Origin of the sequence: Variovorax paradoxus (assembly GCF_029919115.1) — a bacterium.
GTDB lineage: Bacteria > Pseudomonadota > Gammaproteobacteria > Burkholderiales > Burkholderiaceae_C > Variovorax > Variovorax paradoxus_O.
In genome coordinates, this window is the sequence record NZ_CP123990.1 from 2,764,004 (window position 1) to 2,790,445 (window position 26,442).

Consider the following 26,442-nt stretch of genomic DNA (forward strand, 5'->3'; position numbering starts at 1 on the left):
CCTCAGGCCACGAGTTGCGGAATGCTCGAGAACAGTGTGCGGATGTAGTCGAGCATCTGCGCCAGCATCCACGGGCCGGCAATTACCAGCACTGCGCACACGGCCAGCAGCTTGGGAATGAACGAGAGCGTGGCTTCGTTGATTTGCGTGGCAGCCTGGAAGATGCTGATGATCAGGCCAACAACCAGGGCCACCAGCAGCATCGGTGCGCCAAGCAGCAGCGAGACGTGAATCGCCTGGCTGCCCAGGGACATGACGGATTCGGGTGTCATTCCGGTCCTCTAAAGATAAAAGCTCTGGGCCAATGCGCCGATCAGCAGCTGCCAGCCGTCGGCCATGACGAACAGCATCAGCTTGAACGGCAATGCGATGGAAGCGGGCGGCACCATCATCATGCCCATCGACATCAGCACGCTGGCGACCACCAGGTCGATGATGAGAAACGGAATGAAGATGGTGAAGCCGATCTGGAACGCCGTTTTCAATTCGCTGATCACGAAGGAGGGCAGCAGAATGCGCAGCGGCACTTCCTCGGGCCCCTGCATGTCGGGAATCTTCGCGAGACGGGCGAACAGGGCGAGGTCGTTTTCGCGGGTCTGCTTGAGCATGAACGACTTGAAGGGCGCAATGCCTTTCTCCAGTGCCTTCTCTGCCGTGAGCTTGTTTTCGGAAAACGGCTTGTAGGCTTCGTCGTAGACCTTGTCGAACACCGGCGACATCACGAAGAAGGTGAGAAACAGCGACAGGCCCACAAGAACCTGGTTGGGCGGCGAAGACTGCGTGCCGATGGCCGTGCGCAGCAGGCCCAGCACGATGAGAATGCGCGTGAAGCTCGTCATGCTCAGCAGCAGTGCCGGCAGGAACGTGATCGAGGTAAGCAGCACCAGCGTCTGCACGTTGAGCGACCAGGTCTGGCTGCCGCCGGGGCCGGGCGAGCTGGTGAGCCCGGGCAAGCCTTGCGTCCATGCCGTCATCGGCAAAACCAGGGCGAGCAGGGTCAGCACGACGCTGCGAAAGCGCCGATGGGAAGCAAGGCGAATCATGGGTTGGGCCGCTGCCTGAGTCCGAGGGAGTCGCGCAGTTTTTGAGCGAAGAGGCCAGCCGCGCCGGCAAAGCGCGGGTCTGGCGTGGCGGTGGCTTCACCCGAGACCGGGTTGGCGGACACCGCCTGTGCGGGCATCGAATGCAGCGTGTTCACCTGGCTCGATGTAACGCCCAGCACCAGCCATGTGGCGCCCACCTCGACCACCACCACGCGTTCGCGCTGGCCGACCATGGCGCTCGAGACCACTTTCACAAACTGGCCGCCGCCCAGGCGCTGCAGCCCGAAGCGGCGCGCCGCCCAGGCGCACAAGAAGATGAGGCCCAGCACCACGAACATGCCGAAGCCCGCCTGCAGCAGGCCGGAAGCACCGACGGCAGGGGCCGCTTCCACGGGCGAGGGCACCGTGGGCAATGCCGCGTGTGCAACGTGCGCGCCGAGGCTGCTTGCCGCAGCCGCAATCGACACAGCAGCGCGCCGCAACCGGCTGGCAAGCAAGCTCATGACCGGCCGAGCTTCTGCATGCGCTCGGAGGGCGTCACGATGTCGGTCAGGCGAATGCCGTACTTCTCGTTGACGACGACCACTTCGCCTTGCGCAATCAGGTAGCCGTTGATCAGCACGTCCAGCGGCTGGCCGGCCAGGCCGTCCAGCTCCACCACCGAACCTTGCGACAGCTGCAGCAGGCTCTTGATGGTGATGCGGGTGCGGCCGAGTTCGGCCGTGAGTTGCACCGGCACGTCGAGGATGCGCTCCACGTCCACAGGCGAACCGGACGCGGACGGTGCCGGATGCAGCGGCTGGAAGACGCGGCTGCCTGCCGGGGCGGCGGCAGGAGCGGGCGCAAAGGCAGGTGCCGGGGCCGGCGCAGGTGCCGGGGCGGGTGCGGGAGCGGAGGCCGCGGTCTGCTCGGCCAGCGCGCTGGCCCAGTCGTCCGCATCGCTGGTGGATGGGGTGTTGTCAGTCATGTTCGTTCTTCAGATCGCTGTCTTGGTGGGAGATCATCTGCAGCACGCGCAGGGCATAGCGTTCGTTCGAAACCCCGTAGCCGCACTCCATGACCGGAATGCCGTCGACGCGCGCGGTGATCGATTCGGGTAGTTCAATGGGCAGCACATCGCCCGCCTGCAGCTTGAGGACCTCGCCGATGGTCGAGGGCAAGGTAATGAATTCGGCGCTGAGCTCCACGTCGGCGCTCTGCATCTGCTGCGACATCTGCCGCACCCAGCGCTTGTCGACCTCGATCTCGTCCTGCACCGGGTTGGAGAGCAGGTCGCGGATCGGCTCGATCATCGAATAGGGAATGCACACGTGCAGAAAGCCGCCCACGGGGCCGAACTCGATCTGCAGCGTGGTGTTGATCACCACCTCGTTGGGCGCGACGATATTGGCCAGCTTGCCGTGCATTTCGGCGCGCACGTAGTCGAAGCTCAGCGGGAACACCGGCTGCCATGCATCTGCATAGCACTGCAGCGTTAGGTTCAGCAGGCGCTTGATGATGCGCTGTTCGGTGCGCGTGAAGTCGCGCCCCTCGACACGCACGTGATAGCGCCCGTCGCTGCCAAAGAGGTTGTCGACCACCAGGAACACCAGCTTCGGATCGAACACGAAGAGCGCCGTTCCGCGCAGCGGCTTCATGTGCAGCATGTTGATGTTGGCGGGCACCGGCAGATGCCGCACGAATTCGCCGTACTGCTGGATGTGAACCGGCCCGACCGAGATGTCGGGGCTGCGGCGCATGAAGTTCAGGAGCGAGCTGCGCAGGTGGCGGGCAAAACGCTCGTTGATGACCTCCAGCGTGTGCATGCGGCTGCGCACCACGCGGTCGGGCGCGCCAAGGTCGTACACCGGCAGGCCGTCGGACCTGGGGGCAGCGCCCTCGGTCTGCTCGGGGCTGCCGCCGGTGACGCCCTGCAGCAGCGCGTCGACCTCGTCTTGGGAAAGCACCTGTTCATAGGCCATGAATCGCAGGTCCGGAAAAAATTACTGCACCACGAAGGTGTTGAAGGAAACGCTGCTGATCTCCTGCGCAGGCAGGCCTGCACCCAGGGGACGGCTCAGCTCGAGGCGGATTTCCTCCGCCAGGCGTGCCTTGTCCTCGGTGGTCACCAGCGACTCGGGCGGGCGGTTCGACAGCAGCAGCAGGAGGCGGCTGCGCACCTCCGGCATGTATTCGACGACGTGCGCCTTGGCCTGCTCGTCGCGCACCTTCAGGGCCATGCCCACATGCAGGAAGCGTGAGCGGCCTTCGGATTGCACGTTCACGGTCAGGGCCTCGAGCGGCACGAAGATCGGCTTCTCGGGTGCGGGCGCCGGCGCGGCCGTTGCCGCCGATGCGGCGGGCGAGCGCTTGCTCATGAAGTAGTAGCCGCCGCCGCCGGCAAGAGCGCAGGCCAGCACGGCGACCGGGATCACGATCTTCAGCTTCGAGGATCGAGGCTCGGCGGCGGGAGGAGCGAGTGCGACAGAAGGACTGGTAGCCATATTTGGAACTGCGAAAACGATGTCTGGTTGGGACTATTCTTTGCCAGGTGCCCGGCAAACGAAGGGCTGATCAAGCGCGGAAAAAGGCCTCAGATCCCGCGTTCGTCTCTTATGCGAAGGTGTCCACGCCGGCGCTGGACGCGCGCGGCGTGGCACGCGGCTGGCTGCTGTGCAGCGGCTCGGCAAGGGCGGCAGCCTCGGCGCGGCCGGGGGCCGGGTAATCCGGCTGGCGGGCCGATCCCTGCTGCTGGGGCTGCTGGCCGAAGGCGCCGCCCTGGCCGGCAAAACGATGCGCTTCCGCACCCACCGACGCCTGGCCCAGGCTGATGCCCTGTTCCGCAAGGCTTGCGCGCAGTTGCGGCAGCGCGGCCTCCACGGCCTTGCGCACGCTTTCGTGGGCCGATACGAACATCGCCTGGGCCTGGTTGTCGCCCATGGAGAGCGTGACCTTCAGCGGGCCGAGACCGGCCGGGTTCAGGTTCAGTTCTGCAACCTGGGCGCCCGCCGCGTTCATGCGCAGCATCTGGTGGCCCACGGCCGGGCCCCATTCGTCGGAGCCCACGGGCGGCGCCACGTTGAGTACGGGCACCTGGCTGGCATTGGAGGGCTGGTTCGCACGGTCGGCTGCGGCGGTTGCAAAGGTCATCGCCTGCGGCATGAGGGACGGTTCCGCCGCGTCGGATGCGGCCGAAGCAAGGTCGAGCTTGTCGCCCGCGCCCGCGCCCGCGGCCATGGAGGCTGCCGGTGCCTTTTGGGCTTCGCCTGCAAGCACGGAGGCTCCTGCACCCTTCGCCTGTTCGCCAGCCGCGGAGGGCACGGTGCCGGCCGTTGCACCGCCGGCCGAAACCGCACCGGCCACCGGCTCGCCGGCTGGGCCTGCAGCGGCGCCTGCCATCGCAGGCATTGCCGATGGCGCCGCCGGCAGCGCAATGGCGGCTTCTGCGCCGTCCTTGTTCTTTGGTTGGGCGGCCTCCGACGCCAGGGCCTGCGCGTCGCGCGGCAGCGTCGCCGGTGCCGGGCCTTCGCCTTCGATATCTTTTACTTCGGCCGCGTCGCCAGGTGCCGCATCCGCGGCAACGCCGGTGGGCAGGGCCGCCACGGCCGCATCGTTCGGCAGCAGGCCCTGGCCGCCTTCGGGCAGGGTGGCCGCCGCGGCTGCGCCGGCTGCAAGCGCCGATGCCGCCGCAGGCGACGAGGCCAATGCAGGCATGGTCGGCGTAAAGAATGCGAGCGGCAGCAGTTCCGCGGGCAGTTCGTCCTTGCGGTCGCCGGCGCGAGAAGATTTGTGCCGTCCCTTGGCTTCAAGCGCGGTGGAGGCGCCTTCTTCCTGCGCCTGCTGCGCCTCTTGCGATTGGCCGGCCCCGCGCGAGCGGGTCAGCACCGCATTGAAGCTGCGGCCGTCGGCTTCGTCCGCGTTGCGGCCGCGGGGGCCGGAGGCGGTTGAAGAAGCCGAAGAGGCGGCTGCGTTCGGCGCGAAGGAAGGAGCGATGAAGGTGGGCATGGCGGTTCTTCAGAAAGACGTCAGGGTGTCGGTTGGGAGGCGCGGTCGAAGAACTTGCGCGCTGCGCGTTCGTCGCTGTCGCGTTGCTCGCGCCGGGCGCCGACCACGAGCTCTTGCCGCCGCATCCGTTCGGCCAGTGCGTCGAAGGAGTTGAGGCGGCGCTTGTGGTGCTGCCATTCGTTGCGGCCAATGTCCAGCCGCGTGGCGGCCTGCGCGACGATGGCCTGCTGCTGCTGGATGGCGCCGTCGAGCGTGCCGAGAAAGTTGCGGTAGTTGTGCCACTGCGCCGAGGGCAGGCCGTTCTGCATCAGCACGTGCAGCTGGTCGCTGTAGTCCTGGCGGTATTGCAGCAGCAGCTCCAGTTTCTGCGCGGCGCTGACCTGCGCGTTCTGCAGCAGGCCGAGCTGCCGCGCGGCATCGTCGGTCTTGTTGCGGGCGAGGTCGGTGAGCGTGTCGAGCGGAAGTTTGTGCGGCATGGCGGCTCCAATAGGGTTGTGGCTCAGGCGGGTTCGAACAGGCTGCCCATGCGGGCGATCGAGGTGGCGTAGTCGCAGCGTTCCTCCATCGACTGCTGCAGGAAGGCCTCGATGCGCGGGTACAGCGCAATGGCCTGGTCGAGCTGCGGATCGTGGCCGGCCGCATACGCGCCGACGCTGATGAGGTCGCGGTTGCGCTGGTAGCGCGAGAGCGCCTGCTTGAAGCGGCGCACGGTGTCGAACTGCGAAGGCTCGATCAGCGCCGTCATGGCGCGGCTGATGGACGCCTCGATGTCGATGGCCGGGTAGTGCCCGGCCTCGGCCAGCGTGCGCGACAGCACCACGTGGCCGTCCAGAATGGCGCGCGCCGAATCGGCAATCGGGTCTTGCTGGTCGTCCCCTTCGGACAGCACCGTATAAAAAGCCGTGATCGAGCCGCCGCGCCCGTTGGCGTCGCGCGAACCGTTGCCGGCCCGTTCGACCAGCGCCGGCAGCTTGGCGAACACCGAGGGCGGATAGCCCTTGGTGGCCGGCGGCTCGCCGACGGCCAGCGCGATTTCGCGCTGCGCCATGGCATAGCGGGTGAGCGAATCCATGATGAGCAGCACGTCGCGGCCCTGGTCGCGAAAGTATTCGGCCAGGCAGGTGGCGTAGGCCGCACCTTGCAGGCGCAGCAGCGGCGAGTTGTCGGCCGGCGCGGCGACCACCACGGCGCGGGCCAGGCCCTCTTCGCCGAGCGTGTTCTCGATGAAATCCTTCACCTCGCGGCCGCGTTCGCCGATCAGGCCGACCACGATGACTTCGGCGCTGGTGTAGCGCGCCATCATGCCCAGCAGCACGCTCTTGCCCACGCCGGAGCCTGCGAACAGGCCCATGCGCTGGCCGCGGCCCACGGTGAGCATGGCGTTGATGGCGCGCACGCCCACGTCGAGCACCGAATCGATCGGCGCGCGCGCAAGCGGGTTCATGGGCGGCGAGCTCAGCGGCACGCGGCGGCTCACGTCGAGCGGGCCGAGTCCGTCGAGCGGCCGCCCGGCGGCATCGACCACGCGGCCGAGCATGCCTTCGCCCACCGGCAACCGCTTGGTATGCGCATCACCGGAACTGCCGCCCGCATTGGCTTGCGCCGGGCCGGGCCGCGCGAAAACGCGGGCGCCGGGCAGCAGGCCGGCCACTTCGCTTTGCGGCATCAGAAACAGTCGGTCACCGGCAAAGCCGACCACTTCGGCTTCTGCATGGCGCTGCGGATAGCCCGGCGGCAGTTCGATCAGGCAGTCGCTGCCGACCGGCAACTGCAGGCCCACGGCTTCCAGCACCAGGCCCACGGCGCGGGTGAGTCGGCCGGAGGTGGCAATGGTCGAGCAAAGGCCGACGTCGTGCCGGGCTTGCGCCAGCGTGCCCAGCCAAGACTTGAGGTGCGGGTTGGCGGCAGACGCGGAAGGCGCTGCGGCTCGTGCTGTAGCGGTCATTGTTTTCAGCCTCCGGCGGCTTCGCTGCCGCTGGGTGAGAACGCATCGATCACGCGCCTCCAGCGGGTTTGCAGGCTGGCGTCGACCTCACCGCTCGCGGAGCGCACGCGGCAGCCGCCGCGGGCCAGGGTGTCGTCGGCGCGCACTTGCCAGCCGGCGGCCTGCAGCTCGTTGCCGAGGCTGTTCTTTACCAGCGCCACGTCTTCGGGGTGCAGCAGCAGGCGCGGCTCGCCTTGCAGGGCGGGCTCTGCGTGCAGCAGGTCTTGCACCAGCGCAAGCACCCATTCGGGTTCGGTGCGCAGCGTGCGGTGAATCACCTGGCGCGCCACGTCGAATGCGAGCGCCATCACGGCATCGGCCAGTTCGCTTTCGGCGCTCCGCAACGCGGCGGGCAGTGATGCGGCCAGCGCGCGCAGCTGCTCGGCATGCGCGCTGGCGCCGGCAAGGCCCGCAGCCAGGCCGGCGGCGTGCCCTTCGGCATGGCCGTGAGCCCAGCCGTCGCGGCGGCCTTCGGCCTCGCCGGCGGCGCGTGCTTCCAGCCGCAGGCGCTTGAGCTCGGCTTCGCGAGCGAGTGCCGCAGGGTCCACGCGCGGAGCCGCTGCCTGTTCAGCAGGGGCGCCCGCTGCGAGCGTGTTTTCGTCGAGCGAACTCATCTCCCAGCGTTGCCAGGCCGAAAGGCGGGGCCTCGCGGGTGCTGGCGGCGTGCTTTGCCGCGCGCGGGACGCAAACGATTGATTGGCCAACGTCATTTCATCGACTCCCCGCGTTGCCGCGCTTGCCGCGGAATGGGATTTGCAACATGGTTTCAGACGAAGTCATCGGTTCCGGGTGTGGAGATGACGACTTCGCCGGCATCGGCCAGGCGGCGCACCACCTGCAGGATGGCCTTCTGTTCGGTCTCGACCTGCGACACCCGCACAGGGCCGCGCAGCTCGATGTCTTCGCGCAGCGTTTCTGCGGCGCGCTGGGACATGTTCTTGAGGAACTTCTCTCGCAGCTCGGGCGCCGAGCCCTTGAGCGCGACGATGAGCGAATCGGATTCGATGTCCTTGAGCAGGCGCTGGATGAAGCGGTCTTCCAGGTCGAGCAGGTTCTCGAACACGAACATCTCGTCGAGGATGCGCTGGGCCAGCGTTTCGTCGTGCTCTCGCACGTGGGCAATGGCGCCTTCTTCCTGCGCGCTGTTCATCAGGTTGACGATTTCCGCCGCCGTGCGCACGCCGCCCAGGCGGCTGCGCTTGAGGCCTTCGCCCGAGAGCATTTCGGTGAGCACGTCGGTCAGCTCTGCCAGCGCAGCGGGCTGCACGCCTCCGAAGGTGGCCACACGCAGAATGACGTCGTGGCGCAGGCGCTCCGGCAGCTTCTCGAGCACTTCCGATGCCTTCTTGCGGTCCAGGTGGATGAGCAGCGTGGCAAGGATCTGCGGGTGCTCGTCGCGGATGAGCTCCACCACTTCGCCGGCTTCCAGGTCGTTGAGCCGCTCGATGCCGCCGTGCGGCTGCTCGGGCTGGAGAATGTCTTCGAGCAGGTTGCTTGCGCGGTCGTCGCCAAGCGCCTTGCGCAGCACGGCGCGTATATAGCTGCCAGAGCCCAGGTGCAGTGCGGACAGCTGCTCGGTCTCCATGCGGAACTCGGCCAGCACGGCCGCCAGCTCGTCCTTGGAAACCTGGCTCAGCTTGGCCATTGCCGCGCCCAGGGCCTGCACTTCGGTAGCAGGCAGGTGGGCCAGCGTGGCCGCTGCGCGGTCCTCGCCAAGGGACATCAGCAGGATCGCGCTCTTACGTGTGCCGGCGTCGCTCATGTGTTCATCCAATGCTTGATCAGCGTGGCCACCAGGCGCGGATCCTGGTCGGCGGTTTCGTGTGCGTAGGCAAGGTCGGCCTTCTGGCGTTCGATCTCGCGTGCCCTTGCGCTGACGCGCGATGCGTTCGCTTCGTCTTCATCGCTCATGCCGTCCGTCTCTGCTGCGGCGCCGGTGCCCGCTGATGCAGCGGCTGCCGGGGGCGCCGGCGGCGCCAGGTGCTTGCGCAGCAGGGGCCGCAGCACGGCAAACCAGGCGAACAGGGCCAGGAAGGCGAGCAGCACGTACTGTCCGATCGTCTTGGCGAGGCCCAGGTTGGCCGGGTCGCGCCAGAAGGGCAGCTCGGGGCCGGTCTTGGCGTCTTCGCCGTCGTGCGTGAAGGCGCTGTTGACCACGTTGAGCGAGTCGCCGCGCTCCTGGCTGAAGCCCATTGCTTCCTTGGCCAGGTTGCGGATCTGCTCGATCTCGGCCGGCGTGAGCGCGCGCTGCACCAGCTTGCCGTTCGCGTCGGGTGCGCTGCGGTGGTTGACCACCACAGCCACCGACAGCCGCTTGACGCCGCCAGCGCCCTGCTGCACATGGCGGATCGAGCGGTCGAGCTCGTAGTTGGTCGTCACGTCCTTGCGTGCGCTGCCCGGCGCCGAGCCGGCCGCTGTTGCCGCTGTCGTTGCGGCAGCTGCACCCGGTGCGCCCGGAGCGCCCGCGGCATTGGGGGCCGCCGGTGCGGTAATGGGCGCGCTCGGCGTCTGCGGCGGCTGGTTGGAGAGCGCGCCCGGTACGCCGCCCGGCGGCGTGGCGCCCTGCTGGGTCGATTCGCTCGACTGCTGGCTGCGGACCGCCGCGTTGCGTGGGTCCTGGTTCGGCTTGTAGCTTTCTTCGGTGCGCTCGACCACGGAAAAGTCGATATCTGCGGCAACCTGCGCCCGCACATTGGTGGCGCCAAGAATCGGCTGCAGGATGGCTTCGATGCGGCGGATATAGCCCTGCTCGATTTCCTGCGCATATTTGAGCTGGCTTACGTCCAGTCCGCGCGCGCCGGCGTTGGCTGCCGACAGCAGGTTGCCGTGCTGGTCGACCACGGTCACGCTCTTGGCATTCAGCTCGGGCACGCTGCTCGAAACCATGTGCACGATGGCGCTGACCTGGCCTTCGTCGATGCTGCGGCCGCGGTGCAGCGTGAGCACCACCGAGGCCGAAGGCTTCTTCTGGTCGCGCACGAAGAGCGACGGCTTGGGCAGCGCCAGGTGGATGCGCGCCGATTCGACCGAGCCGATCGATTCGATGGAGCGCGCGAGCTCGCCTTCGAGCCCGCGCTGGTAGTTGACTTGCTCGGCGAAGTGGCTGGTGCCGAACTTCTGGTTGTCCAGCAGTTCGAAGCCGACGCCGCCGCCCTTGGGCAGGCCCTGGGCCGCGAGCTTCAGGCGCGTTTCGGGCACCTTGTCGCTGGCAATCAGGATCGCGCCGCCGCCTTCGGCGAACTTGTACGGCACGTTCATCTGCTGCAGCGAAGCAATGATGGCGCCGCCGTCGCGGTCGGACACATTGGTATAGAGCACGCCGTAGTCGGGCCCGCGGCTCCAGAGCAGGAACGCGGCCGCAGCGGCAACGATCGCGGCCGCGCCGACGATCAGGGGCAGTTTGGGCTGGGCGCGCAGGCGGTCCGCAAATGCGGAGCCCGGCGACGGCATGGCGCCCGCGGGCGCCGCCGAACTCATTGGAAAACCTCCGCCCTGCGGGCTGCGGTATTCGCCTTGGGAGCGGCCCGGCGGCTCATGCGAGTACCCCGGTCACGGCCAGGAGCACCGGGCGGCGCGGGGTCATGGTGAGGGGCTGGAGGCTTCGATGTTCTGGAGTCATGCCGGTGGGCTGTTGTGTCGTCAGCGGGCTTTGGGATCGGCGTTGATTCTCAGCAGCCGCGCCAGATTCGATTGGTCGAACAACCGGGGTTTTTGCCGTCAGTTGGGGGCATGTCCCAAGGGCTACCCCTGATACGCTGAAAACACGCGGAGGTGCCCCGGTGCCTCCTTGTCCACCCCCGAATTCACACAGAGAGAAAGCATTCCATGTCGATTTCCGCCATCGAGTCCGTTTTGCAGCAGATGCGGGTCACCTCGCTGCAGACGGGCATTGCCCAGCCCGCCGCCGAGGCGGCCGAGCCGGGAGGTTTTGCCGCCGAGCTGCGCCGCTCGCTGGACAACATCAGCACGGCGCAGACCAGGGCCTACGGCCAGGCTGAAGACTTCGAACTCGGCAAGCCGGGCGTTGCGCTGAACGATGTGATGGTCGACCTGCAGAAGGCCAATGTGGCTTTCCAGACCGGCGTGCAGGTGCGCAACCGCCTTGTCAGCGCCTACCAGGAAATCATGAGCATGCAGGCTTGACGGGCCCGGCCACGGCTGCGCGCGCAATATTTTTCGTTCTCGCCCTAAAGGTTTGATGCCCCCTGTCGATAAACAAGCAACGGTGGATTGGGTCTCGCAAGTGGCAGGTCCAGCGTTACGGTCCATTGCATTAAACCTTTCTTCTTTTTACTAGGAGTCGAGAATGGCGCAAGTCATCAACACCAACTACCTCTCGCTGGTTGCCCAAAACAACCTCAACAAGTCCCAGGGTTCGTTGAACTCGGCGATCGAGCGCTTGTCTTCTGGCATGCGCATCAACAGCGCCAAGGACGACGCTGCCGGCCAGGCCATCGCCAACCGCTTCACGGCGAACGTCAAGGGCCTCACCCAGGCAGCCCGCAACGCCAACGACGGCATCTCGCTCGCCCAGACGACCGAAGGCTCGCTGAACGAAATCAACAACAACCTGCAGCGCGTTCGCGAACTGTCGGTGCAAGCTGCCAACGGCACGAACTCGGCCAGCGACCTCTCGTCGATCCAGGCTGAAATCAAGCAGCGCATGGACGAAATCGACCGCGTGTCGGCCCAGACGCAATTCAACGGCGTGAACGTGCTGGCCAAGGACGGCAAGCTGTCGATCCAGGTCGGCGCCAACGACGGCGAAACCATCGACATCGACCTGAAGGAAATCACCTCCAAGACGCTCGGCCTGGGCAACCTGGACATCAGCAAGAAGGGCTTGGACCTGTCGACCGTGGCAACCGCAGCCACGACGACCGTGAAGCCCGCTTCGACCGGTGCAACGACGTCGGTCGACCTGGTGGCCGTGGACACCGCTGCTGCCAGCTCGTACACCGTGTACGTGGACGATGCCGACGCCGACACGCTGTATGTGTCCGACGACGCCGGCACGACCTTCTACGCTGCAACCTACGACAGCGCCTCCGGCACCCTGGCATTCGACGGTTCGACCCCCTTGGGCGCTGCACCGACGGCCACCCTGGCTGCCGCCGGCCAAGAGATCTCCACCGGTAACGGCGCAACTGTCAACGTTGACAACGTCACGGCCGTGAACTCCGACGCTGCTGCTTCGATCGAGATGTACGTCGACCAGAACGGCGACTTCTTCGTGTCCAAGGACAACGGTACGAACGTCATCGCTGCAACCTTCGATGCCGCAACCGGCCAAGTGTCTTACGACAGCGGCGACTTCGCCACGGCAGCTCCGCCGGCCACCGGCATCTCGGACTCGATCACCAGCTACGAAGTTCCGCCGGTCGCGGTGCCTGCAGTTACCGCCAACCTGTCCGGCCTCGCTGCCGACAAGGTCGGCTCGTCGCCCAGCCTGCACAAGGTCACGCTGGAAGACGGCAGCGATGGTGGCTACGTCGTCAAGGGCGAAGCCAACGGCGCCGACGTGTACTACAAGGCCAACGTGGCTGCCGACGGCACCGTCACGCTGGGCGAGCAGTACAACCCGGATCCGCTCAAGGCAATCGACGCGGCCCTGGCCAGCGTTGACGAGCTGCGCAGCAGCCTCGGTGCGGTGCAGAACCGTTTCGAATCGACCATCACGAACCTGAGCAACACGACCAACAACCTGTCGGCCGCCCGCTCGCGTATCGAAGATGCCGACTACGCCGTGGAAGTGTCGAACATGACCCGCGCGCAGATCCTGCAGCAAGCCGGTACCTCGGTGCTGTCGCAGGCCAACCAGACCACCCAAGGCGTCCTCTCGCTCCTGCGTTGATCTTGAGAAGCTAACCAGCGCCCACGCGCATCGGCCGAAAGGCCGGTGCGCATGGCGCAGACGCGAGGCCCGCCGGCCTTGCGGCTGCGCTTTTCTCTGCGGCCTCCACGCCGGAGGCCGCAGAGAAAAGCGAACAACAGGAGTTCAAGTCATGTCCATCCCCGTCGGGCCTGCGGCCGCTCCGGCGTGGAGGCCGCAGAGAAAAGCGAACAACAGGAGTTCAAGTCATGTCCATCCCCGTCGGGCCTGCGGCCGAGAGCATGCGGGCCGCACCAGTGCCCAGCAGCCGCGCCGGCGGTGTGGAGGCCATGGCCGCCTTGGCCGGCGGATCTGCGGGCAAGGCGGAGGACGGCGTTCTTGCGGCGCCCGAGGCGCTGGAGAACGCGATTCGCGAGATCAACGCGTCGATGGCGGACCAGTCGATCGGCGTGCGTTTCGAGGTCGACGAGGACACCGACCGGCTGGTGGTGAAGGTGGTGGACCGCGCGAGCGGCGAACTGATTCGCCAGATTCCCTCCGAAGAGGTGCTGCGCATTGCGAAGCTGCTGGGCAAGGTGCCCGGCGTGCTGATGAGCCAGAACGCCTGATCGACCTACACACCAAAGGAATACACCCATGGCCATCAGCAGCATCGGCGTCGGATCCAATCTTGAACTCGGCACCCTCCTGACCAATCTCGAGACGGCGGAGAGCCAGCCTCTGAAGCTCATCCAGAGCAAGGCAACGAGCTACACCACCAAGCTGTCGGCCTTCTCGCAGGTGCAGGGCGCACTGACCGCGCTCAAGACGGCGAGCGACAAGCTGAACAGCCCGAGCTTCTTCCAGACGGTGAAGGCGGCCGTTTCCGATCCGAAGATTCTCTCGGCGGCCGCCGGCGAAACTGCGGCGGCAGGCAGCTATTCCATCGACGTGACGCAGCTGGCCCAGCCGCAGTCGCTGGTGTCCGCCGGCCAGGCCGGCGCTACCACCGCGATCGGCAGCGGCAAGATAACGGTGAACTTCGGCACCATCAATGGCGGCACGCTCGATCCCGCCACGGGGCAGTACACCGGCGCCGGCTTCAACGCCGACGTGAGCCGTCCGGCCGCGGAAATCACCATCGACGCGAGCAACAATACGCTCGAAGGCATTCGCAACGCCATCAACAAGGCCGACATCGGCGTGACCGCGAGCATCGTGAACGACGGCAGCGGCACGCCGTTCCGCCTGGTGCTGGCCTCCAAGCGCAGCGGCGAGGCCTCCAGCATGCAGATCTCGGTCGCGGGCGACGCGGCGCTGCAGAACCTGGTGGGCTACAACCCGGCCGGCGCGCAGTCCATGCGCCAGACCGCAGTCGCGCAGGACGCCAAGCTCAACGTCAACGGCATCGACATCACCAGCTCGGGCAACACCGTGTCCGAAGCCATCCAGGGCGTCACGCTGACGTTGGCGACGACGGGCAAGACCGACCTCAGGACGACCTCGGACACGGGGACCGTGTCGACCGCGATCACCGCTTTCGTGAACGCCTACAACAGCCTGCAGTCCACGTCGGACAAGCTCACTGCCTACGACGCGGAGACCAAGACGGCCGCGGCGCTCACCGGCGACCAGACGCTGCGCACCATGCTGTCGCGCGTGCGCCAGACGCTCACGACGCCGCAGCCCGGCGGCCCGAAGGACATGAAGGTGCTGTCCGAGATCGGCATCACGCTGCAGAAGGACGGCACGCTCGCAATCGACGATGCCAAGCTCAGCAAGGCGCTGAGCGACAACCTGCCCGGCGTGGCGGCGCTCTTCACCAGCGAAACGTCGGGCACGTCCGGCTTTGCCAAGCAGATGGGCGCGTTGGTCACCGACCTGACGTCGACGGGTGGCGCCCTCAAGGCCGCCACCGACGGCATCGGCTCCACGCTCGACGACCTGACCGACCAATACAACGCCGTGCAGAAGCGCGTGGACGCGACCGTTGCCCGTTATCGCGCGCAGTTCACCCAGCTCGACGTGCTGGTCGCCACCATGAACAACACCATGAGCTATCTCACGCAGCAGTTCGCGGCGATGAGCAACAGTACCAAGTAAAGAAGCGTTCCCGAGAGGCAACCGATGTACACACCCCACAACCATCGTACAGGCGCCGGCGCGTATGCACGGCTCGGCATGGAAACGCGCGCAATGAGCGCGTCTCCGCACCAGCTCATCGTGATGCTGTTCGACGGCGTCATCACGACCATCGGCATGGCTCGCCACCACATGGCGAGCGGCGATGCGATTGCCAGGGGCAACGCAATTTCCAAGGCCATCAGCATCGTCGACAACGGGCTGAAAGCCAGCCTGGACGCCAAGGCGGCAGGCGCCGCGGGTGCCGAGCTGGTGGCCAACCTGTCGGCGTTGTACGACTTCGTGATCCGCCGGCTCCTGTACGCAAACCTGCGCCAGGATGCAAAGGCGCTCGACGAGGCCGAGGCAATTCTCGAAAACATTGCGTCTGCATGGCGCGAAGTCGGTGGCGCAAGTGTCGACAACTGAAACACCGGATTCGCAGGCCGTGCCGGTTCGCGACGAAGTCCTTCGTTGCTATGGCGAACTGGCCTCGACCATGTCGCTCATGGCGGCGCTCGCCCGCACCAAGGAGTGGGAACGGCTGCCTGAACTGGAAGCGCGCTGCGCCGCAGTGGTGGACCGGCTCAAGGCCATCGGCACCGTGTCGCTGGACGCCGCTCAGCTGGAACGGGTGCGCAGCCTGATCGATTGCATTCACTCCGACCAGGAAGAGGTGTGCGAGCTGGTCAAGCCGCAGCTCGAGAGCCTGATGGCCAAGATGGGCCAGTTGCAAAAGCGCAGTGAACTCGGCAAGGCATACGGCACGCCGTATTGACCTGCAAGAAGACAGCACGGCCACGCAATGAACAGATCGATCGGACCTTCCGATGCACCGCTCGCAACGAAGCTCGCTTCCCTGCGGCCGGAGCTCGCGGCGCTGCAGACCGAGGTTGGCACCAGCTTGCCGACCGGGCCCGTGGCCGAGGTCCAGCAGGTCAAGAACGATGTCCGGCTGCCCTCCCACTCGTTGCTCGAGGCCGTGTTGCCGGCCCGGGTGCCTGCTGGCGCGCCGCGCGGCGCTGCCGATGCGCCGGCTTCGGTTGCCACGCAGTGGTCTGCGGCGGCTCGCGCCATCAGCGCGGTGCTGGCAGATCTTCATGCCGAGCCCGAGCCGGTGCGCGGCACGGCACCCGTGTGGCCGTCGGCGCAGACGCCCGCGGCGCCCGTGCTCGCCGGCGCGCTGGCGCAAACATTGAGCGGCAGCGGCATGTTCTACGAATCGCATCTGGCCGAATTTGCCAACGGCCTTCGTACCTTGCAGCAGTTGGCCGAGGAGCCGCAAGTGCGCTTGACGCAGGGCACCACCGCCCCAACGCCAGCCACGCCCGGCCCTGCAGCAGTGGCCCAGCCGCAGCAGGCGGGCCAAGTGGTCGCGGGCCGGCCTCCTGGTGCGGACCCGGTCCTGTCGGTTCCGGCCGCAGGCCAACCGGTTGCTGCTGCTGCTGCGGGCCAGTCTCTTTCCGTTGTGGGCCAAGCCCTGCCGGGCGCGCCTGCACTAGGGCAACCTGTTGCTGTACCGCAAGCTGCGCCGACGCAGGTGCCGCAAGCATCCGTGTACACCAGCCAGGGTGTTCCGGTGGTTTCGGCACCGGCGTTCCCGGTTGACCTGGGCGTGGTTTCCAACGAACGCACCCTCGGCCGCGACCTTGGCGAAAACGGCACGTCCGCTTCTTCGGCGCGCACGGCGGCTCCGGCTGCCGCACCGGCTGAAATGATTCATCCGCAAACCGTGGCGCTGGTGCATCAGCAGCTCGATCTTTTGGCGACATCGGTTTTCCGCTGGAGCGGCCAGGCATGGCCGAACGTTCCGATGGAGTGGTCGATCCACGAAGAGGCCGATGAAGGCGCAGATGCATCCGGAGACCAGCGCAGCGAAGAGCGCAATGAGCGCCCGCGCCGCTGGTCGACCACCGTATCGTTGGCTTTGCCGAAGCTGGGCGCCGTCGATCTTCGGCTCAGCCTGACGGGCGAACTCGTTCAGGCGCGCTTGGCCGCGAGCGAAACCGCAACGCTCGCGCGCCTGCGCAGCGACAGCGGAGAGCTTGCCCCGCGCCTCGAAGCCGCCGGATTGCGCTTGCAAGACTTGCAAATTACCGCGATGAGCCCGCTGGAGCATGCCGAATGACTGCTTCACCGGATATGCGCCCGAGCGCGGTGGCCCTGTCTTATGCCGACCAGGCAAGGGCGCCGGTCGTCGTGGCCAAGGGCTACGGCGTCACCGCGGAATCGATCTTGCGGCAGGCGCGGGAGAACGGCGTGTATGTGCACGCCTCGGCAGACCTGATCGGGTTGTTGATGCAGGTGGACCTCGACCGGCAGATCCCGCCGCAGCTTTATTTGGCCGTTGCGGAGGTCATGGCGTGGGTCCATGGCATCGAGGCCGGCGATGGCGCTGCAGGGCTCGAAAAAGTTAATGCTTTGTCATTAACTTCAGGAAATAAATGAGAACTAATTTCATCGGGGGAAACCCAGTAACGCGGTTGCAACAAAAGCTTACATGTACTTGTAGCTCGCTTTACAGTTTGGCCGTGATGGAAAGTTACAAAGTGTTAAATAGTTGGAATAATTCACTCAAGACATGACTGAACGGAGTGCATTTTGGAAACGGATATTGTGATGAACGTGGCCAACGGCGAGATCTCCCGGGAGATCGGCGACATCAATCTCGCCTACATGTTGCTGGCGCAGAAGCTGGTCAAGCAAGACCGTGTGGCTGCGATGTTCCGCCTTGGCGTGAGCCGTGAACTGGCCGACATGCTGGCCAATATGTCGCTGGCGCAGATCCTCAAGCTCGCGGCTTCGAACTTCCTGCTGTGCAGTTTCCGCCTCGACGAGCATGCCTCCATGTCGGCGGTAGTTGGCGAAGGTAAGGACACGATGCTGCAACAAGCGCACATGTCGATCCTGATGTCGGCACGAAGCCTGCAGTCCCAAAAAGAAACCGCATCGGTATGAGCACCAAGAGCGTCCTTGGCGAAGTGCGCGAAGTGCAGCTGGCCATCCAGCTGATCCACCTCGGCGCCCGCCTGCAGTTCCTCGAGTCCGAAGTGGGCTTGAGCCGCGAGCGGCTGATCCGGCTCTACAAGGAAATCAAGGGCGTTTCACCGCCCAAGGGGCTGCTCCCTTTTTCGACCGATTGGTATATGACATGGCTGGCGAATATCCATTCGTCAATGTTTTACAACATGTATCAATTCATGAAAACCCATTCCGATGAGGAAAAGGTTTGGGTATTGATTAAAAGCTACAAATTGTATTTGCAGCAAATTGAAGCGCAAGAAAGCGAACCAATTCTGGATTTCACGCGTGCATACACGATGGTTCGCTTCTTCGACAGCGACATGCTGCAACTGAGCACCTGCTGCCGCTGCGCGGGCCAGTTCGTGGCGCATGCGCACGACCACAAGAGCGGCTATGTCTGCGTGCTGTGCCGTCCGCCATCGCGTGCGGGCAAGGCGCGTGGCTCGAAGCGCGCCGCTGGCGGCGAAATCGCGGTGCCCGGCATGGAAAGCATCGGCCTGGCCGTGGAATCGGCACTCGACGGTGGTGGACTTCATTGAAAAAAGCGGACCTTGCCCCCGCGGGCAGGGCTTTTGAATCGACGCCTCAAGGGCAGTAGGGGAAGCGCGTGCTCCTTTTGGTTGGTTATCTGGTGGTGATAGGCGCCGTGTTCGGCGGCTACGCGCTCATGGGCGGGCATTTTGGGGTGCTGTTCCAGCCGGTCGAGCTGCTGATGATCGGCGGCTCCGCGCTGGGCGCCTTCATTGCGGGCAACAACGGCAAGACGATCAAGTCCACGCTCAAGGAGCTGCCGCTCCTGCTGCGCTCGTCCAAGCACAACCGGCAGCTCTACCTGGACCTGCTGGCGCTGCTCTATGAATTGCTGGCCAAGGCGCGCAAGGAAGGAATGATGAAGCTGGAGTCCGACGTGGAGGACCCGGCCAAGAGCGAGATCTTTGCCCGCTATCCCAACATCCTGGCCGACGCACCTGTGATGGAGTTCCTGTGCGACTACCTGCGGCTGGTGATCAGCGGCAATACGGATGCATTCGAGATCGAAGCCCTGATGGACCACGAGATCGAGACCATCAAGCACGAAGCCGAAGTGCCCATGCACAGCCTTTCGCGCGTGGGCGACGCGCTGCCCGCGCTGGGCATTGTTGCGGCCGTGATGGGCGTGGTGCACGCGCTGGCATCGGCCGATTTGCCGCCGTCCGAAATGGGCGCGCTCATTGCGCACGCCATGGTGGGTACGTTTTTGGGCGTGCTGATGGCCTACGGCTTTGTATCGCCGCTGGCTTCGCTCATCGAGCAGAAGGTGGCCGAGGGCATGAAGCTGTACCAGTGCACCAAGGTCACGCTGCTCGCAAGCCTGAACGGCTATGCGCCGCAGCTGGCGGTGGAATTCGGCCGCAAGGTGCTGTTCTCTACCGAGCGGCCCAGCTTCACCGAACTGGACACCCACGTGCGTGAGGTCAAGGCCCGCTGATCCCCGGCCTGAACATTGCCATGAGCGCGGAAAAACACAGGGTCGTCGTCAAGCGCGTTGCCTCGCACGGAGGCGGCGGGCACGGCGGCGGCTGGAAGATCGCCTATGCCGACTTCATGACGGCCATGATGGCGTTCTTTCTGGTGATGTGGCTCTTGTCCAATGCCTCTCCCAAGCAGCGCGAAGGCATTGCCGAGCACTTTCGCATGCCGCTGAAGGTGGCCATCAACGGTGGCGAGAAGAGCAGCACCAGCGAAAGCGTGATTCCGGGCGGCGGCATGGACCCGAGCACGCGGATCGACGGCGAGGTCCAGCGCGCCGACGCCGAAGAAGACGCCGATGCCGAGCGCCTGGCCAGCATGAAAGACCGGCTCGACAAGCTCATCGAGAACAGCCCGGTCTTCAAGCAGTTCCGCTCGCAGATATTGATCGACATCACCACCGAGGGGCTGCGCCTGCAGATCGTCGACAGCGAGAACCGCCCGATGTTCGACCTGGCCAGCGCGCAGCTGGTGCCGCACATGCGCGCCATCCTGCGCGAGATCGGGCCCACGCTCAATGAACTGCCCAACAGGATCACCTTGTCGGGGCACACGGACGCCATCGTCTATTCCAACGGAGACCGCTCCTACGGCAATTGGGAGCTGTCCGCCGACCGGGCCAACGCCTCGCGCCGCGAACTGGTGGTGGGCGGCATGGCAGAGAACAAGGTGCTGCGCGTGGTCGGGCTGGCCGACAGCATGCACCTGGACCGGAGCAATCCGCGCAATCCGATCAACCGGCGCATCAGCATTATTTTGCTCAACCACCGCACCCAGAACCAGATAGAGCGCGAGAACAGCGGAGGCGGCAAGGCCGCAAGCTGGCCCGCCAAGTTACAGCCGTCGCCTTCGCCGCTGCTTCCCGCCCAGAGCGTCAAGGTAACGGCCAGGGGGAGCGCCGGCGGCGGCGCTTCTGCAGAGCACCCATAGACATTGATGCCGGCACCAACAACAAGCCGGTTCGGAGCAACGATGGATCTCAGTCAGTTCACACAGGCATTTTTTGTCGAAGCCGTCGAGCTTCTGGCGCAGATGGAGCAGCTGCTTCTCGAGCTGGATGCCGACGCGCCCGACAGCGAGCAGCTCAACGCCATCTTTCGTGCGGCGCACTCCATCAAGGGCGGCGCGGCCACGTTCGGCTTTGTCGCCCTGACCGATACGACGCATTTGCTTGAAACCCTGCTCGACCGCGCGCGCCACGGCCAACTGGACCTGAGCCGCTCGATGATCGATGCATTTCTGGAAACGAAGGACGCCTTGCAAGAACAACTGATTGCCTATCAGGCCGAGAACGAACCCGATCCCGAAATGGTCGCCCACATCTGCGGAGTGCTCCGGCAACTCGCGCTCGAGACCGAGGGCGGCGCAACCGCCGCTCCGGCAGCGGCCCCCGCCCCGGCGCCTGTGGTGGTTGCCGCCCCCGTTGTTGCCGCTGCGGCGGCCGCACCGGGGCACGACGCGCTGCGCATCAGGTTCTCGCGCCTTTCCGACAGCGAATGCGACCTGCTGGCCGATGAGCTCGGGAACCTCGGCAAGCTCTTGTCGCGCACGCGCAGCAACGACCAGCTGACGGTCGTGCTCGAGACCACCTGCTCGCCGGACGACATCATCGCCGTGTGCTGCTTTGTCATCGACGAATCGCAGATCGAGATCACCGCGGAATCCGCCAGCTCTGCAGGCGCCGAAACGGCGGCGACCGCGGCGAATGCGCCCGCCGCCGCGGCCGTGCCTGCCGCTGCCGCTGCACCGGCTGCCCCCGCAGCAACCCGGCCCGTCGCCGCACCCGCCAGTGCGGCCGCCAAGCCTTCAGCCGCGGGCGCGGCAACGGCAGCAAAAGATTCGAGTTCGATCCGCGTGGACGTGGAAAAGGTCGACCAGCTCATCAACCTGGTCGGCGAACTGGTCATCACGCAATCGATGCTGACGCAGGCCGCCACCATGCTCGACCCGGTGGAGTGCGAGCGCTTCCTGAGCGGCCTGGGGCACCTGGAGCGCAACGCGCGCGACCTGCAGGAGTCGGTCATGTCGATCCGCATGATGCCGATGGACTACGTGTTCAGCCGCTTCCCGCGCGTGATTCGCGACGTGAGTGCCAAGCTCGGCAAGGAGGTGCGCCTGGACACCTTCGGCAAGGAAACCGAACTCGACAAGGGCCTGATCGAACGCATCATCGACCCGCTGACCCACCTGGTACGCAACAGCCTGGACCACGGCATCGAAACGCCGTCGCAGCGCATTGCCAAGGGCAAGGAGGCCGAAGGGCAGCTGTTGCTGTCGGCGCAGCACCACGGCGGCAACATCGTGATCGAGGTGAGCGACGACGGCGCCGGCCTCAACCGCGAAAAGATCCTGGCCAAGGCCATGCAGCAGGGGTTGCCGGTTTCCGAGACGATGCCCGACGACGAGGTGTGGCAGCTGATCTTTGCGCCGGGTTTCTCCACGGCCGAGCAGGTGACCGATATTTCGGGCCGCGGCGTGGGCATGGACGTGGTCAAGCGCAACATCCAGGAGATGGGCGGGCACGTGGAGATCAGCTCGCGCGAGGGCTGGGGCACCACCACCCGCATCGTGCTGCCGCTCACGCTGGCCATCCTGAACGGCATGTCCGTCAAGGTGGGCACCGAGGCCTACATATTGCCGCTGAGCTATGTGATCGAGTCGCTGCAGCCGCGGCCCGAGCACCTGCACTCCATTACCAGCGACGGCCACGTGATCAAGGTGCGCGGCGAATACCTGCCGCTCATCGAGCTGCACAGCGTGTTCGACGTGTCGGGTGCGCAAACCGATCCGACGCAGGGCATTCTGGTGATCGTGCAGGCGGGCGAGTCTCGCTTTGCGCTCCTGGTCGATGAACTGCTTGGCCAGCACCAGGTGGTGGTGAAGAACCTGGAAACCAACTACCGCAAGGTTCCGGGCATTTCGGCCGCAACGATCCTGGGCGACGGCAGCGTGGCCTTCATCATCGACGTGGACGCCATGCCCCGCATCCAGCGCGCGCACGCAACGCGCACCTCCGCCCTGGCCCATGCGGCCCGGCTGGACCCGGTTGCCGCCTGACAACGATGACCATACGGAGACGATGCAATGCGTTTTGATTTTTTCCGGCGCTCCAACGCCGAAGAAACCGCGGCAGCCGGGCAGTCGAAAGACCTGACGGCCTTGCGCAATGCAGACGGCTATGTGGCCTACAACCTGCTGCTCGATGCGCAAAAGCGCGTGGCAGGCTACAAGCTCAGCTGGCGCCCGGCGGCCCCGCCCGAACAAGCGCCGGACGCGCTCACGCAGTTCAAGGCCCTTGTGGCCTGCGTGACCGAGCACCTCAATCCGCCCGATACCCCCTGGCAACTGGGGCGCAGCGAATTGTTCTTCGATGTGAATGCGGAATCGCTCGCGCACGGCGCGCTGCAATCGCTCCCACCCGAGTACACGGTTTTTTGCGTGGAGCTTGCCGATCTTGCCAATGAGGAGTTGCGGCCGGTGCTCCTGTTCCTGCGCGAGCAGGGGTTCAGCTTCATGCTGCGCGGCGCCACGTCGCTGCCCGAAGACCACGAGCTGCTTGGCATGGTGACCCACTTCGACGTGGGCGACGGAGACCCCTTGCTCGTTGCGGCCGCGCGCCGCGGCGAGCAGCCCGACCACATGCCCGTGCAGCCGATTGCAACGCGCATGGCTTCATGGAAAGACTTCGAGGCCTGCGCCGCGCGCCGCATCGACGTGTTCGCCGATCCGAGGTGCGGCCTGCCGCCGCCCGTGGCAAAAACCGGCAGCGACGCGCTGGAGCCCGAATCGATCCTGATCATGCGGCTGCTGCAGATGATCCAGCGCAACGAAGACCTGCGCGAGATCGAGGCCGCGCTCAAGCGCGACGCGGCGCTCACCTACAGGCTGCTGCGCCACATGAATTCGCCCGCCGTGGGAGCGGGTGTCGAGATTCACTCGCTGCACCATGCCGTGACCATGCTCGGCTATTCGCCGCTGTTCCGCTGGCTGTCGATGCTGCTGGCCACCAGCAACCCGACCGGAAGCCCGCCTTTCATGATGAAGAAGGCCATCATGCGCGGCCGCTTTGTCGAGCTGATGGGCGAAATCATGCTGCCGCGGGGCGAGTCGGACAACCTGTTCGTGGTGGGCATGTTCTCGCTCATCGACCAGCTGCTCGGCGTTCCGATGGAAGAGGTGCTCAACAAGGTGCAGCTCTCCGATTCGGTGCAGCAGGCCATCCTCACGCGCGGCGGCGTGTATGGACCCTTCCTTTCGTTGGCCGAGGCCTGCGAACTGAACACCGGCGATGCGGCGCGCCTTTCGGAAGCGCTGCTGCTGAGCGCCGACCAGGTCAACGCCGCACACCTTTCCGCGCTGGCCTGGTCGCAGGACGCGGTGCCCATTGACGGCCATTGATGGCATTGAGCATGACGTCCGAATTTCTTTTTACCGACAGCGACTTCTCACGGATTCGCACGCTCATTCACCGCCGCGCCGGCATCGCCCTGGGCGAGCACAAGCGGCAGATGGTGTACAGCCGGCTTTCGCGCCGCCTGCGGGACCTGGGGCTGCCCCAGTTCGCCACCTACCTGAACATGCTGGAAGACAGCCGCGACGGCGACGAGTGGCAGCTGTTCATCAATTCGCTGACGACCAACCTGACGTCGTTCTTTCGCGAGGCGCACCACTTTCCGGTGCTTGCGGATCTGGCGCGCAAGGCAACCCAGCCCGTCACCGTGTGGTGCGCGGCAGCGTCGACCGGCGAAGAGCCCTATTCGATTGCGATCACGCTGATGGAAGCACTGGGCGAGCGCGCGAGCAGCGCCCGCGTGATTGCCACCGACATCGACACCTCGGTGCTCGCCAGGGCCTCGGCCGGCGTGTTCACGATGGAACAGGTCAACCGGCTCTCTCCGGAGCGCCTGCGGCGTTTCTTCAACAAGGGCACCGGTGCGAACGCGGGCAAGGTGAGGGTGCGCCCCGAAGTGACCGCCATGGTCAAGTTCTCGCGCCTCAACCTGCTGGACGCGGGGTGGCCGGTGAAAGAGCCCGTGGACGCGATCTTCTGCCGCAACGTGATGATCTACTTCGACAAGCCCACGCAAAAGAAGCTGCTGGACCGCTTCGTGCCGCTGCTCAAGCCCAACGGCTTGCTGTTTGCCGGGCATTCCGAAAACGCGTCGCTGGTCAACCAGACATTCAAGACGGTGGGGCAGACGGTGTACACGCTGAGCAAGGCGCGCGCATGAACCCAAGCCTCCTTCAGGAGCGCGGTTCCAGGCCGCCGGCCGTGCCCGGCTCGGTGGCTACGCACCACTACTTCGACCGCGACTTCGATTGCACCGCGGTCAAGCTGCTGCCGGCGGAGTACTACGTGACCGATGCCGGTATCTTGCTGACGACGGTGCTGGGCTCCTGCGTGGCGGCCTGCATTACCGACGTGGAATCCGGCGTTGCGGGCATGAACCACTTCATGCTGCCGGACGATGCCGAGGCCGATGCTCGCGACCAGGTCGAGTCGATGCGCTATGGCGCCTATGCCATGGACGTGCTCATTGCCGAAATGCTGCGCGCGGGCGCCAGGCGCGAGCGCCTGCGGGCCAAGGTGTTCGGCGGTGCCGCGGTGCTCGCCAACATGACGATGCTCAACATCGGCGGTCGCAACGCCGACTTCGTGCTGCGCTACCTCGAGAAGCAGCGCATCACCATTGCCGCGCAAGATTTGCGCGGCCTGCACGCGCGCCGGGTGTGCCTGCTGCCCACCGGCAAGGCGGTGGTGCGCAAGCTGCGCGCGCAAGTCGATATTCAGGCGGTCCAGCACGACGAAGGCGAGCTGCTGCGCAAATGGTCTGCCACGTATGGCAAAGGAAGTTGGGTCGCATGAAGAAGATCAAGGTAGTTTGCGTCGACGATTCGGCGCTGATCCGCAGCGTGATGACGGAGATCATCAACAGCCAGGCCGACATGACGGTGGTCGGCACCGCGGCCGATCCGCTGCAGGCGCGCGACCTCATCAAGGTGACCAACCCCGACGTGCTCACGCTCGACGTCGAGATGCCGCGCATGGACGGGCTGGAATTTCTTGAAAAGCTGATGCGCCTGCGCCCGATGCCGGTGGTCATGGTGTCGTCGCTGACCGAGCGCGGCTCGGAAATTGCGCTTCGCGCATTGGAGCTGGGCGCCATCGACTTCGTGACCAAGCCGCGCCTCGGCGTGCGCGACGGCCTCATGCAGTACACCGAGATCATCGCGGGCAAGATCCGCACGGCCGCCGCGGCGCGGCTGCTGCCGAGCCGTCACGCCGCCTCGGCGAAGGGTGCGCCGGACAGCCCGCAAGAACCGATGCTGCGCAGCCCGCTGCTGAGCACCGAAAAGCTCATCATCATCGGCGCCTCCACGGGCGGAACGGAAGCCATCCGCGAGGTGCTGCTGCCGCTGCCGCCGGATTCGCCGGCTGTGCTCATCGCACAGCACATGCCGGCCGGCTTCACGCGGTCTTTTGCGCAGCGGCTGAACGGCCTGTGCCGCATTACCGTGAAAGAGGCCGAGCATGGCGAGCGCGTGCTGCCGGGCTATGCCTACATTGCGCCGGGCGGCTTTCACCTTTCGCTCAGCCGCAGCGGCGCCAACTACGTGGCCCAGCTGAACGAGGAGCCGCCGGTCAACCGCCATCGTCCTTCCATCGACGTGCTCTTCGACTCGGCTGCGCGGCACGCCGGCAAGAACGCGATCGGAATGATCTTGACGGGTATGGGAAAAGACGGTGCCGAAGGGCTGCTGCGCATGAAGCAGGCAGGCGCCTACACCTTCGCGCAGGACGAGGCCAGCTGCGTGGTCTTCGGCATGCCGCGCGAGGCCATTGCATTGGGTGCCGTTGACGACGTGGCGCCGCTGGGCGAGATGGGGCGCCGCGTGCTGGCCCATCTGCGCACCTTCGGCGAACGTGCGAACCGGGTTTGAAAACGAACTGTTGGAGTTGGAAA

29 protein-coding genes are annotated in these 26,442 nt (G+C 65.7%); 17 read left to right on the forward strand and 12 right to left on the reverse strand.

Features of this window, described 5'->3' with window-relative positions; all coding sequences use genetic code 11:
* Positions 1-2 precede the first annotated feature (2 nt).
* The 12 genes from fliQ to fliF form a co-directional block, all read right to left on the reverse strand.
* Positions 3-272, reverse strand: coding sequence for a flagellar biosynthesis protein FliQ (gene fliQ / locus QHG62_RS13435; RefSeq protein WP_157615484.1), 270 nt, complete (start codon positions 270-272; stop codon positions 3-5).
* 9 nt (positions 273-281) lie between these two features.
* A complete protein-coding gene (gene fliP, locus QHG62_RS13440; protein ID WP_281151628.1) occupies positions 282-974 on the reverse strand; it encodes a flagellar type III secretion system pore protein FliP in 693 nt (230 codons plus the stop codon).
* Positions 975-1,039: 65 nt separating this feature from the next.
* Positions 1,040-1,546, reverse strand: a complete 507-nt coding sequence (gene fliO, locus QHG62_RS13445; protein ID WP_281151321.1) for a flagellar biosynthetic protein FliO — start codon at positions 1,544-1,546, stop codon at positions 1,040-1,042.
* Positions 1,543-2,010 (reverse strand): flagellar motor switch protein FliN, encoded by a 468-nt coding sequence (gene fliN, locus QHG62_RS13450; RefSeq protein WP_281151322.1) that lies wholly within the window; start codon positions 2,008-2,010, stop codon positions 1,543-1,545. Before fliN ends, fliO begins: the two co-directional genes overlap by 4 nt.
* A complete protein-coding gene (gene fliM / locus QHG62_RS13455) occupies positions 2,003-3,004 on the reverse strand; it encodes a flagellar motor switch protein FliM (RefSeq protein WP_281151323.1) in 1,002 nt (333 codons plus the stop codon). The genes fliN and fliM overlap by 8 nt, the downstream gene beginning before the upstream one ends.
* Before the next feature lie 21 nt (positions 3,005-3,025).
* The gene (fliL, locus tag QHG62_RS13460; protein ID WP_281151324.1) at positions 3,026-3,526 is read right to left on the reverse strand and encodes a flagellar basal body-associated protein FliL; all 501 of its coding nucleotides are present in this window, start codon (positions 3,524-3,526) and stop codon (positions 3,026-3,028) included.
* A 109-nt stretch (positions 3,527-3,635) separates the two neighbouring features.
* Positions 3,636-5,027 (reverse strand): flagellar hook-length control protein FliK, encoded by a 1,392-nt coding sequence (locus QHG62_RS13465; protein WP_281151325.1) that lies wholly within the window; start codon positions 5,025-5,027, stop codon positions 3,636-3,638.
* Between the two features lie 20 nt (positions 5,028-5,047).
* Positions 5,048-5,503, reverse strand: coding sequence for a flagellar export protein FliJ (gene fliJ / locus QHG62_RS13470; protein ID WP_281151326.1), 456 nt, complete (start codon positions 5,501-5,503; stop codon positions 5,048-5,050).
* A 23-nt stretch (positions 5,504-5,526) separates the two neighbouring features.
* On the reverse strand, positions 5,527-6,972 hold the full coding sequence (gene fliI / locus QHG62_RS13475) for a flagellar protein export ATPase FliI (RefSeq protein ID WP_281151327.1): 1,446 nt from the start codon (positions 6,970-6,972) through the stop codon (positions 5,527-5,529).
* 5 nt (positions 6,973-6,977) lie between these two features.
* Entirely contained in the window at positions 6,978-7,625 is a 648-nt protein-coding gene (gene fliH, locus QHG62_RS13480) for a flagellar assembly protein FliH (RefSeq protein ID WP_281151329.1), read from the reverse strand.
* Positions 7,626-7,777: 152 nt separating this feature from the next.
* Positions 7,778-8,773: a flagellar motor switch protein FliG gene (fliG, locus tag QHG62_RS13485; RefSeq protein ID WP_281151330.1), complete on the reverse strand. Its 996-nt coding sequence runs from the start codon at positions 8,771-8,773 to the stop codon at positions 7,778-7,780.
* On the reverse strand, positions 8,770-10,488 hold the full coding sequence (gene fliF, locus QHG62_RS13490; RefSeq protein WP_281151332.1) for a flagellar basal-body MS-ring/collar protein FliF: 1,719 nt from the start codon (positions 10,486-10,488) through the stop codon (positions 8,770-8,772). Before fliF ends, fliG begins: the two co-directional genes overlap by 4 nt.
* A gap of 348 nt (positions 10,489-10,836) precedes the next feature.
* Here fliF and fliE point away from each other — a divergent pair, with 348 nt between their 5' ends.
* The 17 genes from fliE to QHG62_RS13575 all read left to right on the forward strand — a co-directional run bounded on the left by fliE (position 10,837) and on the right by QHG62_RS13575 (position 26,419).
* A complete protein-coding gene (gene fliE / locus QHG62_RS13495; protein WP_281151333.1) occupies positions 10,837-11,154 on the forward strand; it encodes a flagellar hook-basal body complex protein FliE in 318 nt (105 codons plus the stop codon).
* A 163-nt stretch (positions 11,155-11,317) separates the two neighbouring features.
* Positions 11,318-12,865: a flagellin gene (locus QHG62_RS13500; RefSeq protein WP_281151334.1), complete on the forward strand. Its 1,548-nt coding sequence runs from the start codon at positions 11,318-11,320 to the stop codon at positions 12,863-12,865.
* Between the two features lie 227 nt (positions 12,866-13,092).
* Positions 13,093-13,452: a flagellar protein FlaG gene (locus tag QHG62_RS13505; protein WP_281151335.1), complete on the forward strand. Its 360-nt coding sequence runs from the start codon at positions 13,093-13,095 to the stop codon at positions 13,450-13,452.
* Between the two features lie 28 nt (positions 13,453-13,480).
* Positions 13,481-14,926 carry a flagellar filament capping protein FliD gene (gene fliD, locus QHG62_RS13510; protein WP_281151336.1) on the forward strand — a complete coding sequence of 482 codons (1,446 nt, stop codon included), beginning with the start codon at positions 13,481-13,483 and terminating at the stop codon, positions 14,924-14,926.
* Between the two features lie 24 nt (positions 14,927-14,950).
* Complete coding sequence (fliS, locus tag QHG62_RS13515; RefSeq protein ID WP_281151337.1) at positions 14,951-15,373, forward strand: flagellar export chaperone FliS; 423 nt, start codon at positions 14,951-14,953, stop codon at positions 15,371-15,373.
* Positions 15,360-15,722, forward strand: a complete 363-nt coding sequence (locus QHG62_RS13520) for a flagellar protein FliT (RefSeq protein ID WP_281151338.1) — start codon at positions 15,360-15,362, stop codon at positions 15,720-15,722. The genes fliS and QHG62_RS13520 overlap by 14 nt, the downstream gene beginning before the upstream one ends.
* A 27-nt stretch (positions 15,723-15,749) precedes the next feature.
* Positions 15,750-17,072: a flagellar hook-length control protein FliK gene (locus QHG62_RS13525; RefSeq protein WP_281151339.1), complete on the forward strand. Its 1,323-nt coding sequence runs from the start codon at positions 15,750-15,752 to the stop codon at positions 17,070-17,072.
* The gene (locus QHG62_RS13530; protein ID WP_281151340.1) at positions 17,069-17,392 is read left to right on the forward strand and encodes an EscU/YscU/HrcU family type III secretion system export apparatus switch protein; all 324 of its coding nucleotides are present in this window, start codon (positions 17,069-17,071) and stop codon (positions 17,390-17,392) included. Before QHG62_RS13525 ends, QHG62_RS13530 begins: the two co-directional genes overlap by 4 nt.
* A 171-nt stretch (positions 17,393-17,563) precedes the next feature.
* Positions 17,564-17,902 (forward strand): flagellar transcriptional regulator FlhD, encoded by a 339-nt coding sequence (gene flhD / locus QHG62_RS13535; RefSeq protein ID WP_281151341.1) that lies wholly within the window; start codon positions 17,564-17,566, stop codon positions 17,900-17,902.
* Positions 17,899-18,507, forward strand: a complete 609-nt coding sequence (gene flhC, locus QHG62_RS13540; protein ID WP_281151342.1) for a flagellar transcriptional regulator FlhC — start codon at positions 17,899-17,901, stop codon at positions 18,505-18,507. Before flhD ends, flhC begins: the two co-directional genes overlap by 4 nt.
* A gap of 68 nt (positions 18,508-18,575) precedes the next feature.
* Complete coding sequence (gene motA, locus QHG62_RS13545; RefSeq protein WP_281151343.1) at positions 18,576-19,436, forward strand: flagellar motor stator protein MotA; 861 nt, start codon at positions 18,576-18,578, stop codon at positions 19,434-19,436.
* Between the two features lie 20 nt (positions 19,437-19,456).
* Positions 19,457-20,407: a flagellar motor protein MotB gene (gene motB, locus QHG62_RS13550; RefSeq protein ID WP_281151344.1), complete on the forward strand. Its 951-nt coding sequence runs from the start codon at positions 19,457-19,459 to the stop codon at positions 20,405-20,407.
* 42 nt (positions 20,408-20,449) lie between these two features.
* Entirely contained in the window at positions 20,450-22,534 is a 2,085-nt protein-coding gene (cheA, locus tag QHG62_RS13555) for a chemotaxis protein CheA (RefSeq protein WP_281151345.1), read from the forward strand.
* A gap of 27 nt (positions 22,535-22,561) precedes the next feature.
* Positions 22,562-23,875 (forward strand): EAL and HDOD domain-containing protein, encoded by a 1,314-nt coding sequence (locus QHG62_RS13560; protein WP_281151346.1) that lies wholly within the window; start codon positions 22,562-22,564, stop codon positions 23,873-23,875.
* 11 nt (positions 23,876-23,886) lie between these two features.
* Complete coding sequence (locus tag QHG62_RS13565; RefSeq protein WP_281151347.1) at positions 23,887-24,708, forward strand: CheR family methyltransferase; 822 nt, start codon at positions 23,887-23,889, stop codon at positions 24,706-24,708.
* Complete coding sequence (gene cheD, locus QHG62_RS13570) at positions 24,705-25,343, forward strand: chemoreceptor glutamine deamidase CheD (RefSeq protein ID WP_281151348.1); 639 nt, start codon at positions 24,705-24,707, stop codon at positions 25,341-25,343. Before QHG62_RS13565 ends, cheD begins: the two co-directional genes overlap by 4 nt.
* On the forward strand, positions 25,340-26,419 hold the full coding sequence (locus tag QHG62_RS13575) for a protein-glutamate methylesterase/protein-glutamine glutaminase (RefSeq protein ID WP_281151349.1): 1,080 nt from the start codon (positions 25,340-25,342) through the stop codon (positions 26,417-26,419). Before cheD ends, QHG62_RS13575 begins: the two co-directional genes overlap by 4 nt.
* Positions 26,420-26,442 lie beyond the last annotated feature (23 nt).

Coding starts and splice junctions, on each gene's coding strand:
- fliE (WP_281151333.1), top strand. CDS start 10,837: ATGTCGATTTCCGCCATCGAGTCCGTTTTGCAGCAGATGCGGGTCACC.
- fliL (WP_281151324.1), bottom strand. CDS start 3,526: ATGGCTACCAGTCCTTCTGTCGCACTCGCTCCTCCCGCCGCCGAGCCT.
- fliS (WP_281151337.1), top strand. CDS start 14,951: ATGTACACACCCCACAACCATCGTACAGGCGCCGGCGCGTATGCACGG.
- QHG62_RS13465 (WP_281151325.1), bottom strand. CDS start 5,027: ATGCCCACCTTCATCGCTCCTTCCTTCGCGCCGAACGCAGCCGCCTCT.
- QHG62_RS13505 (WP_281151335.1), top strand. CDS start 13,093: ATGTCCATCCCCGTCGGGCCTGCGGCCGAGAGCATGCGGGCCGCACCA.
- flhC (WP_281151342.1), top strand. CDS start 17,899: ATGAGCACCAAGAGCGTCCTTGGCGAAGTGCGCGAAGTGCAGCTGGCC.
- flhD (WP_281151341.1), top strand. CDS start 17,564: ATGAACGTGGCCAACGGCGAGATCTCCCGGGAGATCGGCGACATCAAT.
- QHG62_RS13500 (WP_281151334.1), top strand. CDS start 11,318: ATGGCGCAAGTCATCAACACCAACTACCTCTCGCTGGTTGCCCAAAAC.
- motB (WP_281151344.1), top strand. CDS start 19,457: ATGAGCGCGGAAAAACACAGGGTCGTCGTCAAGCGCGTTGCCTCGCAC.
- fliD (WP_281151336.1), top strand. CDS start 13,481: ATGGCCATCAGCAGCATCGGCGTCGGATCCAATCTTGAACTCGGCACC.
- fliM (WP_281151323.1), bottom strand. CDS start 3,004: ATGGCCTATGAACAGGTGCTTTCCCAAGACGAGGTCGACGCGCTGCTG.
- QHG62_RS13565 (WP_281151347.1), top strand. CDS start 23,887: ATGACGTCCGAATTTCTTTTTACCGACAGCGACTTCTCACGGATTCGC.
- fliP (WP_281151628.1), bottom strand. CDS start 974: ATGACGGCATGGACGCAAGGCTTGCCCGGGCTCACCAGCTCGCCCGGC.
- fliF (WP_281151332.1), bottom strand. CDS start 10,488: ATGAGTTCGGCGGCGCCCGCGGGCGCCATGCCGTCGCCGGGCTCCGCA.
- fliJ (WP_281151326.1), bottom strand. CDS start 5,503: ATGCCGCACAAACTTCCGCTCGACACGCTCACCGACCTCGCCCGCAAC.
- fliH (WP_281151329.1), bottom strand. CDS start 7,625: ATGAGTTCGCTCGACGAAAACACGCTCGCAGCGGGCGCCCCTGCTGAA.
- QHG62_RS13525 (WP_281151339.1), top strand. CDS start 15,750: ATGAACAGATCGATCGGACCTTCCGATGCACCGCTCGCAACGAAGCTC.
- fliO (WP_281151321.1), bottom strand. CDS start 1,546: ATGAGCTTGCTTGCCAGCCGGTTGCGGCGCGCTGCTGTGTCGATTGCG.
- fliI (WP_281151327.1), bottom strand. CDS start 6,972: ATGACCGCTACAGCACGAGCCGCAGCGCCTTCCGCGTCTGCCGCCAAC.
- fliN (WP_281151322.1), bottom strand. CDS start 2,010: ATGACTGACAACACCCCATCCACCAGCGATGCGGACGACTGGGCCAGC.
- fliG (WP_281151330.1), bottom strand. CDS start 8,773: ATGAGCGACGCCGGCACACGTAAGAGCGCGATCCTGCTGATGTCCCTT.
- fliQ (WP_157615484.1), bottom strand. CDS start 272: ATGACACCCGAATCCGTCATGTCCCTGGGCAGCCAGGCGATTCACGTC.
- QHG62_RS13530 (WP_281151340.1), top strand. CDS start 17,069: ATGACTGCTTCACCGGATATGCGCCCGAGCGCGGTGGCCCTGTCTTAT.
- cheA (WP_281151345.1), top strand. CDS start 20,450: ATGGATCTCAGTCAGTTCACACAGGCATTTTTTGTCGAAGCCGTCGAG.
- QHG62_RS13575 (WP_281151349.1), top strand. CDS start 25,340: ATGAAGAAGATCAAGGTAGTTTGCGTCGACGATTCGGCGCTGATCCGC.
- cheD (WP_281151348.1), top strand. CDS start 24,705: ATGAACCCAAGCCTCCTTCAGGAGCGCGGTTCCAGGCCGCCGGCCGTG.
- QHG62_RS13560 (WP_281151346.1), top strand. CDS start 22,562: ATGCGTTTTGATTTTTTCCGGCGCTCCAACGCCGAAGAAACCGCGGCA.